The following is a 15,282-nucleotide window of genomic DNA, read 5'->3' as shown; positions in this document are numbered from 1 at the left end:
CGACGGATCCCCCGCCGCAGTGTGCAACGGATCGATGACGGTCGCGATATGGCCCAAGGCGCGCGCGGCCGGTCGCAGGCGCCGCGACGGTGGGTCATTTCCGCGAAAGCGGATGTGGTTTCCAACAGCCGAATGGCTGGTCAATCCATGGGCGCTCGACCCGATCGCGCAAACGTCCTTGGATTCCCGCCTTCGCGGGAATGACGACGGGTCAATCCATGGACTCTCGACCCGATCGCGCAAACGTCCCTGGATGACCAGCCCTCCGGGCTGTTGAAGAGCGCTTCCCGCCTTCGCGGGAATGACGATTTGTTGGTTGGGATAACACCTGCATCCGCGTTCTGCGATGCTTGTGCGGATGACCACCGGCCTGCGCCCATGAAGAAACGCGTCAAAAAAATTGTCGGCTGGAGCCTGTTCACGCTGCTGGTGATGGCGGTCAGCAGCATCTTCGTGGCCGACCACCTGCTGCCGCCGGCCAGCGGCGTGCCCAGTCATGTGCTGCCACTGGCCGACGACGCCACGGCGCTCGACCGCGAACTGGTGCCACTGCTGGCACGCCATGACGGCAAGACCGGCGCGATCATGCTGCCCGACGGCGTGGACGCCTACGCCGCGCGTGCGATTTCCGCGCGCCAGGCCGGCCGCAGCCTCGACCTGCAGTACTACATCTGGCACGACGATCTGACCGGGCGGATGCTCGCGCACGAGGCCTGGATGGCCGCCGAGCGCGGCGTGCGCGTGCGGATCCTGCTCGACGACATGGGCATCGGCAAGATGGACGACACCCTGCTGGCGATGGACTCGCACGCCAATATCGAGCTGCGCGTCTACAACCCGTTCCGCAACCGCACCGGCGTGATGCGTCTGCTGGAGATGGTGCAGCGCGCCTGGGGCGTGAACCACCGCATGCACAACAAGGCGTGGATCGCCGACGGCCGCGTGGCGGTGGTGGGCGGTCGCAACATCGGCGTGGAGTACTTTAGCGCGGCCGAGGAATTCAACTTCCACGATCTCGACATGGTGCTGTTCGGCCCGGCAGTGGCCGATGCCAACGCGATCTTCGATGACTTCTGGAACAGTGAGGCGGCGGTGCCGATCGAGGCACTGAACCGCAAGTCGAAATCGACGATCCGCGCCGTGCTGGCGCAAATCCAGGAGGAATCGCGCAGCGACGAGGCGCAGCGCTATCTGGAGGCGATGGAGCTGTCGCCGAGCGTGCGCGGCTACTTCTCGCAAGGGCTGACGCCAATCTGGAGCGAGCACATCCGCATCCTGTCCGACCCGCCGATCAAATGGCGCGGCGACGACCGCGAGGACTGGCTGGTCGAGCGCCTAGTCGGCGACATCGTGGACGCCGAGCGCTCGGCGCTGCTGATCTCGCCCTACTTCGTGCCCGGCGTGCAGGGCACCAGCGGACTGGTCCACCTGGCGCAACGCGGCGTGCATGTGGCGGTGGTGACCAATTCGCTGGCGGCGAACGACGTGGTTGCGGTGCATGGCGGTTACGTTCGGTATCGCACGACGCTGCTCGAAGGCGGCGTGCACCTGTTCGAAGCCCGCAGCCGCGCGGAGGCGAAGGCCGCCAGCAGCCTGTTCGGCAGCAGCGGCGCCAGCCTGCACACCAAGGCGATCCTGGTCGACGGCCGACGCGGCTTCGTCGGCTCGTTCAACCTCGATCCGCGCTCGGCGAATCTCAACACCGAAATGGGCGTGCTGTTCGACGACCCCGCGCTGGGCGCTGCGCTGTTCGAGGAATACAGACACCTCACCGCACCGGGCATGAGCTATTGGGTGTACCTCAACAGCGATGGCGACACCCGCTGGCTCGACCGCACCGAAGACCCGCCGGCGCCACTGAAACTCGAGCCCGACAGTACCCGCCTGCAGCGCGTAAGCGCGAATGTCGTGCGCTGGCTGCCGGTGGAGTCGCAGCTGTAAGGTCGCATTGCCGCTCGAAGCCCTCCCCCGCTCGCGGGGGAGGGTTGGGTGGGGGCGAACCGTCAGGCTGTGCGAGGCGCGAACCAGGCGAGTCGGAAGGGCCTCGCTTTTTTGAGCTCGTCATCCCGGCGAAGGCCGGAAGTGCTTCACAACAGCGCTTAATGCTGGTCATCCAGCGAATTGAGGGCCGGTAGCGGAGCAGCAACGCCATGTGCGTGATTGAGGCGGCAAGCCTGCTGACAGGTTCGCGATCTCGGCCGACTGGAAGTCGCTGGATCCCGGCCTTCGCCGGGATGACGGCTTCTGGCTTATCGCGACCCAGACGACTTGGAGGTCGGCCAGCTCTTCACAGAGAGCCGAGCGAACAACGCCAAACCACCCCAACCGCTTGATCCTGAAGCCCTTCGGACCCGGAAGTTGCACCTTCAACCAATTCACAGGGCAGGGGCGTAAAATGGCCGGCTACCCCACACCCCGCGGCCCTGCCGGACCGATCCGGTCGCCAAGACGGACCCGCACAGCCCCCACGCCGCCTCCTGCCACCAGACGTCGGGCCTACCGCCCGTGACGGAGTTTTGAATGATTTTCGAGCACCTCGACACCTACGGCCACGAGCAGGTCGTGTTCTGCCACAACAAGGACGTGGGTCTGAAGGCGATCATCGCGATCCACAACACCGTGCTGGGTCCGGCGCTGGGCGGCACCCGCATGTGGCCGTACGACTCCGAGCAGGACGCGCTCAACGATGTGCTGCGCCTGTCGCGTGGCATGACGTACAAGAACGCGGTCGCCGGCCTGAATCTCGGTGGCGGCAAGGCGGTGATCATCGGTGATCCGGCGTCCGACAAGTCGGAAGGCCTGTTCCGCGCGTTCGGCCAGTTCGTCGAGTCGCTGGGCGGCCGCTACATCACCGCCGAGGACGTGGGCATCGACGTCAACGACATGGAACTGGTGTATCGCGAAACCCAGTTCGTCACCGGCGTGCACCAGGTCCACGGCGGCTCGGGTGACCCTTCGCCGTTCACCGCCTACGGCACGATGCAGGGCCTGCTCGCCGCGCTGAACCGCAAGTTCGGCAACGAGGACGTGGGCAACTACAGCTACGCCGTGCAGGGCCTGGGCCATGTCGGCATCGAGTTCGTGAAGCTGCTCGCCGAGCGCGGTGCGAAAGTGTTCGTCACCGACATCAACAAGGATCGCGTGGCACGCGCGGTGGACGAGTACGGCGCCGAAGCCGTGGGTCTGGACGAGATCTACGACGTCAACGCCGATGTCTATTCGCCGTGCGCGCTCGGCGGTACGGTCAACGAGCAGACGTTGCCGCGCCTGAAGGCCAAGATCATCTGCGGCGCGGCGAACAACCAGCTCGTCAACAACGCGATCGGTGACGAGGTCGAGAAGCGCGGCATCCTCTACGCACCCGACTACGCGGTCAACGCAGGCGGTGTGATGAACATCTCGCTGGAAATCGACGGCTACAACCGCGAACGCGCGATGCGGATGATGCGCACGATCTATCACAACCTCACGCGCATCTTCGAGATCTCCGAACGCGAGGGCGTGCCGACCTACATGGCCGCCGACCGCCTCGCCGAGGAGCGCATCCAGACCATGGGCAAGCTGAAGCTGCCGCTCGGCCGCGCCCAGCCGCGCTTCCAGGGCCGCGTGCGCGGCGGCTGATCCGGCCGTCTCGTAAGTGTCACGAAAACGCCACCTTCGGGTGGCGTTTTTGCTTGCGCGCGGCGCGTTGCTTAACGGTTGCGGAGCCCCGCACCGGGCCCACCGCCACTGCCGGATCGCAGGTGTAGGCTGGCCGCCCCGACGTCTCCCGACGCCCTCCCCCAGGAGATTCCAATGCCCCGTCTGACCCGCACCCGCACCCTCGTCCTCGCCATGGCCGCCCTGCTCGCCCCGACGTTTGCCGTCGCCCAGCAGTACGACTACGAGCGGCAGGACACCTGGCAGTACCCGGCGTCGCTGGGCCAGTCCCCGATCGACATCCAGCGCGCGGTGGCCACCGAAGGCGACATGGAAGAAGCCCAGGCGATCGAACTGCGCGACACCCAAGCCGCGCTGCGCGTGGTCGACAATGGCCACGCGGTGGAAGTGGAAGCACATGGCCCGGACGCGCTGATCCGCGGACGCCATTTCGAGCTGATGCAGTTCCATTTCCACGCCGCCAGCGAACACACCATCGACGGCGAATCGTTCCCGCTCGAAGGCCACTTCGTGTTCAAGGCGAAGGACGGCCGCCTGGCCGTGGTCGGCGTGATGTACCGCGAGGGCGAGCCCAACAAGCTGGCCGGCGAAGTGCTCCAGGCGCTGGGCGGCGCGCACGAGGGCGAGATTGAAAGCGAGGACATCGCGATCATGCTGCCGCGCGACAAGAGCTATCACCACTATCTCGGGTCGCTGACCACGCCGCCGCTGACCGAGAACGTCGAGTGGTACGTGCTGGACAACCCGGTGACGCTGTCGGCAGAACAGATCGCCGGCTTCAACGCCCGCTACAGCCACAACAACCGCAAGGTCCAACCGCTCAACGAACGCCCGCTGATCCATTACGCGGCGCATTGATTGCGAGCTTATTTGTAGGAGCGCGCTTGCGCGCGATCAGTCCTGGCTGGGAACATCGCCCGCACGCGCACTCGTGCGGGCTCGACCGTTTTCTCCATCGAGCCAAACCGCATCCCAGACACGCATTGATCGCGAGCTTGTCTGTAGGAGCGCGCTTGCGCGCGATCAGTCCTGGCTGGGAACAATGCCCGCCCGCGCACTCGTGCGGGCGCGGGCGTTTTCCCCATCAAGCCAAACCGCATCCCAGAACGGATAGTCGGCAAGCGACCGGCTCAGCCCTGCCCGCAGCGGATTGGCGACGACGTAGCGCGCCGCGGCATGCAGGTCCTCATCGCGCCGCATCGCACGGTCGTGAAACGCCCTTGCCCATATGGGACGCGTGTTCCCCCAGCTGTGATGCAAATTGCGACTGACAGCCGACTTCATCCGCGCCACAACCCGCTCTAATGATTCGTTGCCCAGCTGCAACAACCAGTGCGCGTGGTCGGGCATCAGCACCCAAGCCAAGAGTTTCGAATCCCCTGCAGCACGCGGGCTCGTGAAGGCGCAGCACGCTGCTCGCGCATTGTCAAAATCAGCGAATAACTTGCGCCGTTTCCAGGTGGAAGCGGTGACGAGGTAAGGCCGATCGGCTTCAGACCGTCGGCCGACACGCAGTGCACGATGACCCCGGCTTTCGACTGGACAAGGCATGCCTCCATTTTCGGACGCTCACTACCTCGAAGCCACAGGGGATCAACCCGAGGCCCTGTAGGTGACACCGCGTGACGCTGTTCTCTCGATAGCGCATTTCGCGCGCGAGCGCGCTCCTACAGAAAAAAGGCTGCTTGTGAGCAGCCTTTTTCAAGGGGATTGCTGGCAGATCAGAACCCGACCGCAACCCGCATCGATGCCATGCGATCACTGCCGCGCGGCCCGAAGCGCTGGTCGACGCCCAGCATCATCCGCGCGCGCGGCGTCAGCCAGGATTCGAACCCCACGCCCACGAGACCGCCCGAACGCGCGGGCGCAAAGCCGGCGATCGGTGCCCATGCCTCGACCCCGGTGAAGCTGGCCTGCAGGTCGAACCCGCTCGACGACAGCGTCTGCTGCCATTCGCCATAACCGTGCAGCGAGAATCCCGGCGCATCCCAGCGCGCGCGAAGGCCGGCGATGGCCTGGCTGCGTTCGACATCCCAGCCTGCAGTGCGCAGGCCAAAGCCGTCGCCGCCGCGTTCGTCGAAGCCGTCGCTGCGCAGACGCACCTGCTCGGCGCCGACATACGGGCCGAACGCCGTCGTGCCGACGCGCCACTGATGGCCGGCCTCGACCGCCGCCTGCGTGTAATTGCCGGCGTAGCGCGTCGACACACCCTGCCAGTCCGCGCCCGCGAACAGCTGCCGCTGCATGTCACGATCGAAGCGGCCGCTGCCGAGCTGCGCCATGACGTAGCTGTCGCCGAAGCTGCGCGCCAGATAGGCCTGCGCCTGGGTCTGCCGGTCTCGATTGCGGTCACCGCGGGCCTCGGAGATGCCATCGCCTCGCAGTTCGCCGAAGGCGAAGCCGGCCACCAGTCCGTTGCCCAGCAGATGATCGCGGCCGATGCTCCAGCCGTCGACGCTGAAACCATCGCGCGCGAATCCGCCGCTGCCGCCCTGCCCCAGCGATTCCCGCCACACGCCGGCAGACGCATCGCGCGCCGCCAATGCGCCCACCCGGGATGCGACCGCGCGTCGGCCCATGTCGACGTTGTCGAATGTCGCCGTCAGCGCCGCCGCATGCTGCGCGCCCGACAGGCTCTCGAGCGCGGCGACCGCGGCCGCTTCGCTCTGGATGCCCTGGAATTCGCCAGCCACCCGGACGAAGCCGTCAGCGATGGCGCCGCCGCCCACCGACGACTGGCCATCGACCTGTGCGAACGCCCCTTCCACCCGTTCGGCCGCGCCCATCGACTGCGCGGTGATTCCGCTCATCGAGGCTGCCGCGGCCGTCACGTTGAGCCGGATCACATCGATCCAGGCGAGGTTGGTGTCGTAGCGCAGGTTGCCTTCGAGGAAAACGCCCGGTCCGCTGGTGAGGCTGCCGAACACGCCGGTCACGCCGCCAGCGGCTTCGACGACGTTCTCGCGGCGCTGGGTCGTATACCCGCTGATGACGCCGGTGACCTGCAGTTCGCCTGCGAGGCTGGCGCTACCGCTCACCTGCAACGGCGCGCCCATCTGCCACGCGAGACGGCCCGCAGACCCTTGCTGGAAGTTGCCGGCGATGGTCCGCGCCGGTGTGTTGCCGGTCACCGCAAACGTGCCGTTGTTGACGAGGTTGCCGCCCACGCGCGCGCCGGCGAACTGCAGCACCGCGCCAGACATGACCGTCGCCGGCCCCGGGATCGACGACGCGAACGCGAGCGTGCCGCCCTCGGCGCGCGTGGCACCGCCGTACGTGGACGTGCCCGTGATCTGCAGCGTGCCGCCGCCGCGCTTGATCAAGCCGCCTGCACCGCTGATGTCGTTGGCCCAGGTCGACGTGCCGCTGTTGAAGTTCGCGGTCACATCGCCCCAGTCGAACTTCGCCGGCCCGCGGACGGCCTTGCCGACGTTGAGCACGCCGTAGCCGAACACCGCGTCCACACCGGGCGCACCGATGTCGGTCGCGGTGCCCAGGATGGTCTGGCGCACCAGGTCGTTGTCGAAGTACGGGAACGCTTCCCAGACCAGCGCGGCGGCGCCCGAGACCAGCGGCGCGGCTAAGGAGGTGCCGCTGTAGCGGTAGTAGGTCGGCGCGTCGGGGGCATCGTCGGTGTCGGTGACGATCACCGTGCCGGGCGCAACCAGGCAGTAGCGCATCGCGACGCCGCAGGCGTTCGAGTAACTCGCGAGCGTGGTGGTGCTGTTCTCGGCCAGCGCGGACACGGTGAGCCAGCCGCGCTCCAGATCCGCCGCCGGCGTGCTCCCGTTGGTGCCGGCCTTGCTCGGCAGCGCTGCGGTGTCCGACGGATTCGCGAAACTGGAATTGCCTGACGCGAACACCACCAGGCCGCCGTGATCGATCACGAACGGGCGGTACTCGCTCGCAATCTGCGCGGTGACGCTCAGGTCGGTCCAGTACAGACCGCCCCAGGAGTTGTTCATCACCTTGACGTTGCGGTTGATCAGATCACGGTGGATCGCCGTCAGACCCAAGGGGCCGTCGATCTCGTTGCCCCCACCGGTGCCGTCGTCTTCGGGTGGCTTGTCGCTGATGATCCGGGCGGACACGATCTCCGCGTTCTGGGCCACGCCGCCTGGCCAGGTGCCGAACGGACGCCCGGCCGCAGCCTGTGCGACCGCGGTGCCATGGCCGACGACATCGTCGACCGTGAGGTTGTTGCCCGACGATCCGATGTAGGTCAGGTTCGCGATCACCCGGTCGCGCAACGCCGGATGGTTGCGGTTGATGCCGCTGTCGAGGAAGCCGATGCGCACGCCGCGTCCGGTCAATCCGGCCTCGTGCGCGGCAAAGGTATTGGTGTCGGCGAGATGCCGGCTGTAAGCGGGATTGGGTGGCTGGACGACCGTCGGCGGCGGTGTCGTCGGTGGGGGCGCCAGTGGTGGCGGTGGCGTCGGCATCACCAGTCCGCCGCCGGAACCGCCTCCGCCACAGGCGGCGAGGGCCGTGCCCAGCGCGCAGGCCAGCACCGTACGTGGAATACCCCGCGCGCCGCTGCGCACGCTCATCGCTCTCGACATCATGTCTGCCCTCTTCGATGCGGACGCACGCCGTCCACCTGCACCCCTGTCGCCGCATCTATACCCGCAATCGCGGGCCGGTGCCATCGGCGCGGTTCCAGTTCCGCGGACGCATCCGCACACGCAGGCGCCGGGTGCGATAATCGGCGGACATGCAGTTCACCTAATTGGAGTCACCTCCCCATGACTGACATCGTCATCGTCGGCGCCAAGCGCACCGCCATTGGTTCCATGCTCGGCCAGTTCACCGGCGTTCCCACGACGACCCTCGGCGCGACCGCGATCACCGCCGCGCTCGAACACGCCGGCGTGTCGCCCGACCTCATCGACGAGGCCATCATCGGCTGCGTGCTGCCGGCCGGTCTGGGCCAGGCGCCTGCGCGCCAGGCATCGCGCGCGGCGGGGATTCCCGACAAGGCCGGCTGTGTGACCATCAACAAGGTCTGCGGCTCGGGCATGCAGGCCGTGATGTTCGGCCACGACCTGATCAAGGCCGGCACCGCGAAGTTCGTCGTCGCCGGCGGCATGGAGTCGATGACCAACGCGCCGCACCTGCTCAACGGCTCGCGTACCGGCATCCGCTACGGCAGCGCCGAAATGCTCGACCACATGGCGTGGGACGGCCTGACCAATCCCGACGACGGCAAGTCGATGGGCGTGTTCGGTGATGTCGCCAGCCACAAGTACGGCTTCACCCGCGAGGATCTCGACGCCTACGCCGTCGAAAGCGCCACCCGGGCGAAGAAGGCCATTGAAAGCGGCGCATTCAAGAACGAAATCGCGCCGGTGACGGTCAAGACCCGCAAGGGCGAGGCGACGTTCGACACCGACGAGGCGCCCGGCAAGATCCAGGTCGAGAAGATCCCGACCCTGCGCGCGGCCTTCGGCAAGGACGGCGTGCTGACCGCGGCCAGTTCCTCGAGCATCTCCGACGGCGCCGCGGCGCTGGTGCTGACCTCGTCCGACGAAGCCGCCGCGCACGGCCTCACGCCGCTGGCGCGCATCGTCGCCCACGCGCGTCATTCGCAGGCCCCCGAGTGGTTCACGACCGCGCCGGTGACCGCGATCCAGAACGTGCTGGACAAGGCGGGCTGGAAGATCGAGGACGTCGATCTGTTCGAAGTCAACGAAGCGTTCGCCAATGTCGCGATGGCGCCGATGAAGGATCTCGGCATCCCGCACGACCGGCTCAATGTGAATGGGGGCGCACTGGCACTCGGCCATCCCATCGGCGCGAGCGGTGCGCGCTTGATTGTCACGCTGATTCACGCGCTCAAAGCGCGCGGCCTGAAGCGCGGTATTGCCACGCTTTGCATTGGTGGTGGCGAAGCGACCGCAATTGCCGTGCAAATGGCGTGAACTTCGGATAACGTGTTTTTTACGAAAAAACCACGCACGTCCCGCTTGACACCCGTCAGAGGCTTGTCATCATGTCGGCGGCGCGCATTCAAGCGCGTTGCCCACACTTTCAGACGAGGAAGAAACAATGACGATCAATAAGGCTCTGCTTGCCCTGGCTCTGGGTATGGCGCTGGCTGCTTGCAGCAACGCCGACCAGGCCAACAGCTCGGCTGAAGGCGCTGCTGACGCCGCTGCCGACGCACAGGCTGCTGCGAACGAGACGCAGGATCCGGCCGTTGCCGGTACCGCGCAGGCTGCTGCCGACGACGCCGCTGCCGCTGCTGACGCCGCTGCCGACGCTGCTGCCCAGGCCGCCGCTGCCGGTACGGACGACGCCGCCGAGCACGCTGCTGACGCCGCTGACCATGCAGAGACCAAGGCTGAAGACGCCGCGGACGCTGCTGAAGAAGTGACGCCGTAATTTGCTTCGATGGCCTTCGGCCATCTGTAGTGAATTCGAAGGCCGCCGGGTTCTCCCGGCGGCCTTTTTCATGCGCAACGTACTCGCCTACCACGAGGGAGTAGATGGCGCTTCAGTGCGTCGCCCGCCAACAACGACGCTCTTTGCGCAGCCCTCACACCCGCGCATTCAATCTTCGCGCCGTCCTCATCCACACAGGAAACACGCCATGCATTTCAAGCCGATGACCGCAATCGCCGCCGCATCGCTGCTGGCCCTGGCCGCGTGCAGCAACTCCAACGATGCCGAGCGTGAGCGTGCCGAAGCCGCCGCTGCCACCGAGAGCGCCGGTCAGGCGATCTCCGATGCCGCGTCCGCCACCGCCGATGCCGCACGGGCCACAGCCGACGCTGCAGCCCAGCAGACCCGTGTCGCCGCCCAGGATGCCGAAGTCGCCGCACGGGACGCCGCACGCCGTGCGGACGCTGCCGCCGACGAAGCCGCACGGGCCACGGGCCAGGCGACGCAGGAAGCAGGCCAGGCGATCGAGAACGCAGGTGAACGCGTCGAAGAGCGCGCCGATCGCTGATCGCCTCTACCCAGGCCATCGAAAGCCCGCCTGATGGCGGGCTTTCTGTTTGGGCCATCTACAGACTTGAAACTGCGCTCCGGTTTCGACGCAACGGAATCGTGTGCCGACCGGCCTGCTACGCGGGCCGGGAGCCTGGATCAGCGACCGCACATCGCACATCGCACATCTGACACTGTCGAACGCAGCGCATACCTAGCCGCGCATCTGTCGCGGCAGCTGCGCCCAATGCTAGTGCTTCGAAGGCTGCGCGGTAGCGGCCATCGATCCGTGACATCACCGGGTAATCCCACAAGCACGCGCGGGACATCTCGCGTAACGCTTCTTGAACATGCGGCAAGTGCTTGCCCTGTCTCGGATCTGCCCCAACGGTCACAGTTGGATGTCGTCGTTTGCGTGCTAGGCTCGGGGTCCGCGTTTGCCCACCGCGGCGGCGTGGAAATACCCTTTCGAGCGGTGGTTTCCGCTCTCCTGTCCATTTCCGAGGTAAAGCGCGACATGGCCATTTTCCAGCAGTCCGGCACCGTCAAGAAAGATTCCTCCGCGTTCGGTGCCGACGCTCCGCCGCCGCCCGCTCCGGCACGCGAAACACCCCCGCCCGCGGTTGCGGACTTCCAGACCGCGACACCGCCGGCGTCCACCGCGCCTGCACCCTCGCCTGCACCGGCCCCCGCATCCGCGCCGCGTCCCGCGACGCCGGTGAACAAGGAATCGATCATCGCCGCCGACCTCACGATCGAGGGCAAGATCGAGGGCACCGGCGATGTGCGTATCGCGGGCCGTTTCAAGGGCGACGTCAACGTGCAGGGCAATCTGACCATCGAGCACGGCGCCAAGCTCAACGGCGGCGTCCGCGCCCAGCAGGTGCTGGTTTCGGGCGAACTCGAAGGCAACATCGAATCCGCGTCCCTGGTGGAACTGCGTGATTCGGCGGTGCTGACGGGCGATCTCAAGGCAGGCTCGTTGACGGTGGCGTCGGGATCGAAGATCCGCGGCCACATCGAGTGCGGCTGGGGCGATGTCAAGCCGACGACGACTACGACGACGACCGGGAGCGCCAAGGACAAGGGCGCCAACGACAAGTCCAGCGACTGACCGTGAGCAGTCGCCCGGGCGCGGCAGGTGCGACACGCACCTGCCCGCACTGCAAGACCGTGATCCTGGAGAGCGCTTCGCGCTGTCCGGCGTGTCAGCATTTCCTCAAGATTGACAGCGCGCCCGGCTCGCCGATCGTGGCGCGCAATACCGTGCAACGCGAAGAAACCACCACGGCCCTGCAGGTCGAGGGTCGCATCCGGCACCCGTCCGAGGGCGGTGCCTGGGAGTATTCGGTCGTGCTGGTGATCCGCGACGAGGATGGCAAGGAGATCAACCGCCAGGTCGTCGGCGTCGGCGCCTTGCTGGTGGGCGATGAGCGCACTTTCAGCCTGTCGGTCGAGGTCACGCCGACCAACGATGCGCGACGACCCACGCGCTCTCCATTGAGCCGGGGACGCCACTAGCGCTTCCCGGACAACCCGCTTCACCATGCGCGACCACATGACAAGGAAGTCCGATGCCAGCCACTACCCCGACCGCGCGCGCCCTCGTCCTGCTCGCCGCTGCGCTCGTGCTCGCCGCGTGCGGGCCTGCGCCAAACACCGACCTGGCCGCCGAGATGCCGCCGGGCGCCGATTCCGTGGCGACCGCGGCTGACGACAGCCCGGCGGCGACCGCTGTGGGCGGCCCGACATTCGATGCGCCCTGCGTGTCCACGCAGGAAAATGTGGGGGAAACCACCGCGCGTTCTGCGGACGTGCCACCGCGTACCCATGCATTCGCGACTCGCGAGGACATCCGGGCGTGCGTGATGTTCCGCACGCGGGACGCGGGAGGCCGCCGCAGCTCGGTCTTCAGCAACTACCGGCCCAACGTCCGCTTCGTCGGGACGGACCGCGAGGCCACGGCCACGCACGTGTGCACGTTGCGCTTTGATGCCGATGGCGCCGTCGAACCCGGGTCCACCGTTGCCGCGTACCTGAGGTGCGAGGCGCCGGTCGAGATCGAGGACGGTGGCGCGTTCCTACTGGTCGAGGGCGGCCGCGAAGTCGGTGGCGGCACGATCGTGCTGCCGCCTGCCTGAGGCCGCAGAACGTTGCTCAGCTCGCAGGCGGTCCGCAGCTGTCGCAACTGCCGCAGGTGCCTGTTGCAGCCGGCGAAGGTGCAACGCGCCTGCCGAGCGCCCGCACCCAGGTCGGCCTGCCGGCGCGCAGCAGCGTCAACGCGAGGGCGATGCGCAGGCGTCGCGTCGCATTCGGAGCCAGCTTCTTCAACACCACCCACGCGCTGAGCAGCACGGCCAGCGCGACGACGACGTACTGCAACAGCAGAGCGGCAGTCATCCGCGCGCTCAACCCGCGCCCAGCGCGCGCGCGACCTGGTAGGTCAGCAGCGATGCGAGATACGCCAGTGCGAACAGATAGCCGGCATTGAGCGCCATCAGCTTCCACGAACCGGTTTCACGCTTGATCGTCGCCCAGGTCGACAGGCACTGCGGCGCATAGATGAACCACACGAGCAGCGACAGACCGGTGGCGATCGACCAGCCGTCGGTGATGATCGGCGTGAGCGCCTGCGCTGCAGCCGCGTCGTCGGTTGCAGAGAGCGCATAGACCGTCGCCAGCGACGCGACCGCGACCTCGCGCGCGGCCAAGCCCGGGATCAGCGCGATGCAGATCTGCCAGTTGAACCCCAGCGGCGCGAATACCACCGCCAGTGCATGGCCGATGCGGCCGCCGAAGCTGTATTCGATCGCGGCCCCGGTCGCCCCGTCCGGCGGTGCCGGGAAGGACAGCAGGAACCACAGCAATACCGTCAACGCGAGGATGATGCCGCCCACGCGCTTGAGGAAGATCATCGCGCGCTCCTTGAGTCCGATCGCGAGATCACGCGGATGCGGCAGCCGGTACGCAGGCAGTTCGAGCAGCAATGCGTGCTCGCGCTTGTCGCGGCGCCACTTCTTCATGACATACGAGACCACCAGCGCGCTGAGAATGCCGGCCAGATACAGCGCGAACAGCACCAGCCCCTGCAGGTTCAGCACGCCCCAGACCTGGCGCTGCGGAATGAAGGCGCCGATCAGCAGCGCATAGACCGGCAGGCGCGCCGAACACGTCATCAGCGGCGCCACCATGATCGTCGCCAGCCGGTCACGGGGGTCCTGGATCGAACGCGTCGCCATGATCCCGGGGATCGCGCAGGCGAAGCTCGACAGCAGCGGGATGAAGGAACGTCCCGACAAGCCTGCGCCCTTCATGACGCGGTCGAGCAGAAAGGCCGCACGCGGCAGATAACCCGACTCCTCGAGGGCGAGGATGAAGAGGAACAGGATCAGGATCTGCGGCAGGAACACGATGACCCCGCCGAGGCCGGCGATGATGCCGTCGGCGAGCAGGCTGGTCAGCGGGCCTTCCGGGAATGTGGTCGACACCCAGGCGCCGAGCGCGGACGCCCCGGCATCGATCAGATCCATCATCGGTGCGGCCCAGGCGTATACCGCCTGGAAGATCAGGAACATGATCGTCGCCAGTGCCAGCAGGCCGAAGACCGGGTGGAGCAGCCAGCGGTCGAGGGCATCGTCGATACGGCCTGTGCGACGCGGCATCGTCACCGCCGCGGCCAGCAGTGCGCGCGTCTCCGCATGCAGGTCGGCTTCGGCAACCGGGGGCGGCGGCTGCGGATCCCGCACGACCTCGGCCAGTCGCGACAACAGCGCCCGCGCCCCGTCGCGGCGGATCGCGACGGTCTCGACCACCGGGATGCCCAGCTTGGCCTCCAGCGCCGCGCGGTCGATGACGATGCCGCGACGTTGCGCGGCGTCGGCCATGTTCAGGGCGACGACCATCGGCACGCCGAGCGTGCGCAGTTCCAGCACAAAGCGCAGGTGCAGGCGCAGGTTGGTCGCATCGACCACGCACACCAGCACGTCGGGCGCGGGCTCGCCGGGATAGAAGCCGCGGCACAGGTCACGGGTGATGGCCTCGTCCAGGCTTGCAGGTTGCAGGCTGTAGGCCCCGGGCAGGTCGAGCAGCGCCCAGCCCTCTCCGTCCGGCCCGTGCATGCGGCCTTCCTTGCGCTCGACGGTGACGCCGGCGTAGTTGGCGACCTTCTGGCGGCTGCCGGTCAGCAGGTTGAACAGCGCGGTCTTGCCGGCATTGGGGCTGCCGACCAGCGCGAAACGCGGTGCCGCGATCGTGGCGCTCATGCCGCAGGCGTCACGCGGACGTGCACGCGGGCGGCTTCGCTGCGGCGAAGCGCGAAGCGTGTGTAGCCGACCTGCACCAGCAGCGGATCGCCGCCGAAAGGCCCGGCTGCCACGACCTCGACCGGCTCGCCTGGCACGAATCCGAGCTCGGCAAGACGACGCGCGATGGGATCGATTGCAGCCCCGCCCTCGATGTCTTCGACGAGGGCGGGCGTGCGGCGCGGCAGCTGGCAGAGGTTCACGGTGGCGCTCTGTTATCGAGAATGGTTCGCAATTCTACGCCCGGTCGCGCCGCGTAGCAGATGGCGAAGCCGCGTCGTTGCGGATCCAGTCCGTTTCGGTGTCGAGATGCCGGCGGTGAAGCGGATGTGCGGAGTCAGGTCGTACCGGTGCGTTACAGGAGAGAGACTCAGGGACAGGGCTTCCG

Annotated in this window: 14 protein-coding genes; 9 read left to right on the top strand and 5 right to left on the bottom strand. The window is 67.2% G+C overall.

Annotation, left to right across the window (positions count from 1 at the left end; translation table 11 throughout):
• Nucleotides 1-378: 378 nt before the first annotated feature.
• The 3 genes from J2W68_RS08150 to J2W68_RS08140 all read left to right on the top strand — a co-directional run bounded on the left by J2W68_RS08150 (nucleotide 379) and on the right by J2W68_RS08140 (nucleotide 4,518).
• Nucleotides 379-1,941 (top strand): phospholipase D family protein, encoded by a 1,563-nt coding sequence (locus tag J2W68_RS08150; RefSeq protein WP_310234436.1) that lies wholly within the window; start codon nucleotides 379-381, stop codon nucleotides 1,939-1,941.
• 579 nt (nucleotides 1,942-2,520) lie between these two features.
• Nucleotides 2,521-3,621: a Glu/Leu/Phe/Val dehydrogenase dimerization domain-containing protein gene (locus J2W68_RS08145; protein ID WP_310156360.1), complete on the top strand. Its 1,101-nt coding sequence runs from the start codon at nucleotides 2,521-2,523 to the stop codon at nucleotides 3,619-3,621.
• A gap of 174 nt (nucleotides 3,622-3,795) precedes the next feature.
• Nucleotides 3,796-4,518, top strand: coding sequence for a carbonic anhydrase family protein (locus J2W68_RS08140; protein WP_310234434.1), 723 nt, complete (start codon nucleotides 3,796-3,798; stop codon nucleotides 4,516-4,518).
• A gap of 165 nt (nucleotides 4,519-4,683) precedes the next feature.
• Here the strand turns inward: J2W68_RS08140 and J2W68_RS08135 are convergent, their stop codons facing one another.
• Together J2W68_RS08135 and J2W68_RS08130 are read right to left on the bottom strand one after the other, a co-directional pair.
• Nucleotides 4,684-5,211, bottom strand: a complete 528-nt coding sequence (locus tag J2W68_RS08135) for an REP-associated tyrosine transposase (RefSeq protein ID WP_310234432.1) — start codon at nucleotides 5,209-5,211, stop codon at nucleotides 4,684-4,686.
• A gap of 170 nt (nucleotides 5,212-5,381) precedes the next feature.
• A complete protein-coding gene (locus J2W68_RS08130; RefSeq protein WP_310234430.1) occupies nucleotides 5,382-8,210 on the bottom strand; it encodes a S8 family serine peptidase in 2,829 nt (942 codons plus the stop codon).
• A 195-nt stretch (nucleotides 8,211-8,405) separates the two neighbouring features.
• Here J2W68_RS08130 and J2W68_RS08125 point away from each other — a divergent pair, with 195 nt between their 5' ends.
• The 6 genes from J2W68_RS08125 to J2W68_RS08100 all read left to right on the top strand — a co-directional run bounded on the left by J2W68_RS08125 (nucleotide 8,406) and on the right by J2W68_RS08100 (nucleotide 12,734).
• Nucleotides 8,406-9,581: a thiolase family protein gene (locus J2W68_RS08125; protein WP_310234428.1), complete on the top strand. Its 1,176-nt coding sequence runs from the start codon at nucleotides 8,406-8,408 to the stop codon at nucleotides 9,579-9,581.
• 127 nt (nucleotides 9,582-9,708) lie between these two features.
• Nucleotides 9,709-10,044: a hypothetical protein gene (locus J2W68_RS08120; RefSeq protein ID WP_310234426.1), complete on the top strand. Its 336-nt coding sequence runs from the start codon at nucleotides 9,709-9,711 to the stop codon at nucleotides 10,042-10,044.
• A gap of 208 nt (nucleotides 10,045-10,252) precedes the next feature.
• Complete coding sequence (locus tag J2W68_RS08115; RefSeq protein ID WP_310234424.1) at nucleotides 10,253-10,612, top strand: hypothetical protein; 360 nt, start codon at nucleotides 10,253-10,255, stop codon at nucleotides 10,610-10,612.
• A 498-nt stretch (nucleotides 10,613-11,110) separates the two neighbouring features.
• Nucleotides 11,111-11,707: a bactofilin family protein gene (locus tag J2W68_RS08110; protein WP_310234422.1), complete on the top strand. Its 597-nt coding sequence runs from the start codon at nucleotides 11,111-11,113 to the stop codon at nucleotides 11,705-11,707.
• 2 nt (nucleotides 11,708-11,709) lie between these two features.
• Nucleotides 11,710-12,114 (top strand): hypothetical protein, encoded by a 405-nt coding sequence (locus tag J2W68_RS08105; protein ID WP_430539685.1) that lies wholly within the window; start codon nucleotides 11,710-11,712, stop codon nucleotides 12,112-12,114.
• A gap of 53 nt (nucleotides 12,115-12,167) precedes the next feature.
• Nucleotides 12,168-12,734, top strand: a complete 567-nt coding sequence (locus tag J2W68_RS08100) for a hypothetical protein (protein WP_310234420.1) — start codon at nucleotides 12,168-12,170, stop codon at nucleotides 12,732-12,734.
• A 16-nt stretch (nucleotides 12,735-12,750) separates the two neighbouring features.
• Here the strand turns inward: J2W68_RS08100 and J2W68_RS08095 are convergent, their stop codons facing one another.
• From J2W68_RS08095 to J2W68_RS08085, 3 genes are read right to left on the bottom strand one after another with little or no spacing between them, the layout of a single operon-like run.
• Nucleotides 12,751-12,993, bottom strand: coding sequence for a DUF6587 family protein (locus tag J2W68_RS08095; RefSeq protein ID WP_310234418.1), 243 nt, complete (start codon nucleotides 12,991-12,993; stop codon nucleotides 12,751-12,753).
• 8 nt (nucleotides 12,994-13,001) lie between these two features.
• Nucleotides 13,002-14,855: a ferrous iron transporter B gene (feoB, locus tag J2W68_RS08090; protein WP_310234416.1), complete on the bottom strand. Its 1,854-nt coding sequence runs from the start codon at nucleotides 14,853-14,855 to the stop codon at nucleotides 13,002-13,004.
• Nucleotides 14,852-15,097: a FeoA family protein gene (locus J2W68_RS08085; RefSeq protein ID WP_310234414.1), complete on the bottom strand. Its 246-nt coding sequence runs from the start codon at nucleotides 15,095-15,097 to the stop codon at nucleotides 14,852-14,854. Before J2W68_RS08085 ends, feoB begins: the two co-directional genes overlap by 4 nt.
• Between the last annotated feature and the right edge of the window lie 185 nt (nucleotides 15,098-15,282).

It is taken from the genome of Luteimonas terrae, assembly GCF_031457535.1.
GTDB lineage: Bacteria > Pseudomonadota > Gammaproteobacteria > Xanthomonadales > Xanthomonadaceae > Luteimonas > Luteimonas terrae_A.
Note: the sequence above shows the minus strand (reverse complement) of the source record. Positions and strands in the feature narration are given on the sequence as shown.

Excerpts from the sequence above, each read along its gene's own strand:
- J2W68_RS08100 (WP_310234420.1), top strand. The coding sequence starts at position 12,168 with ATGCCAGCCACTACCCCGACCGCGCGCGCCCTCGTCCTGCTCGCCGCT.
- J2W68_RS08145 (WP_310156360.1), top strand. The coding sequence starts at position 2,521 with ATGATTTTCGAGCACCTCGACACCTACGGCCACGAGCAGGTCGTGTTC.
- J2W68_RS08115 (WP_310234424.1), top strand. The coding sequence starts at position 10,253 with ATGCATTTCAAGCCGATGACCGCAATCGCCGCCGCATCGCTGCTGGCC.
- J2W68_RS08125 (WP_310234428.1), top strand. The coding sequence starts at position 8,406 with ATGACTGACATCGTCATCGTCGGCGCCAAGCGCACCGCCATTGGTTCC.
- J2W68_RS08150 (WP_310234436.1), top strand. The coding sequence starts at position 379 with ATGAAGAAACGCGTCAAAAAAATTGTCGGCTGGAGCCTGTTCACGCTG.
- J2W68_RS08120 (WP_310234426.1), top strand. The coding sequence starts at position 9,709 with ATGACGATCAATAAGGCTCTGCTTGCCCTGGCTCTGGGTATGGCGCTG.
- J2W68_RS08140 (WP_310234434.1), top strand. The coding sequence starts at position 3,796 with ATGCCCCGTCTGACCCGCACCCGCACCCTCGTCCTCGCCATGGCCGCC.
- J2W68_RS08130 (WP_310234430.1), bottom strand. The coding sequence starts at position 8,210 with ATGAGCGTGCGCAGCGGCGCGCGGGGTATTCCACGTACGGTGCTGGCC.
- J2W68_RS08135 (WP_310234432.1), bottom strand. The coding sequence starts at position 5,211 with ATGCCTTGTCCAGTCGAAAGCCGGGGTCATCGTGCACTGCGTGTCGGC.
- J2W68_RS08095 (WP_310234418.1), bottom strand. The coding sequence starts at position 12,993 with ATGACTGCCGCTCTGCTGTTGCAGTACGTCGTCGTCGCGCTGGCCGTG.
- feoB (WP_310234416.1), bottom strand. The coding sequence starts at position 14,855 with ATGAGCGCCACGATCGCGGCACCGCGTTTCGCGCTGGTCGGCAGCCCC.
- J2W68_RS08110 (WP_310234422.1), top strand. The coding sequence starts at position 11,111 with ATGGCCATTTTCCAGCAGTCCGGCACCGTCAAGAAAGATTCCTCCGCG.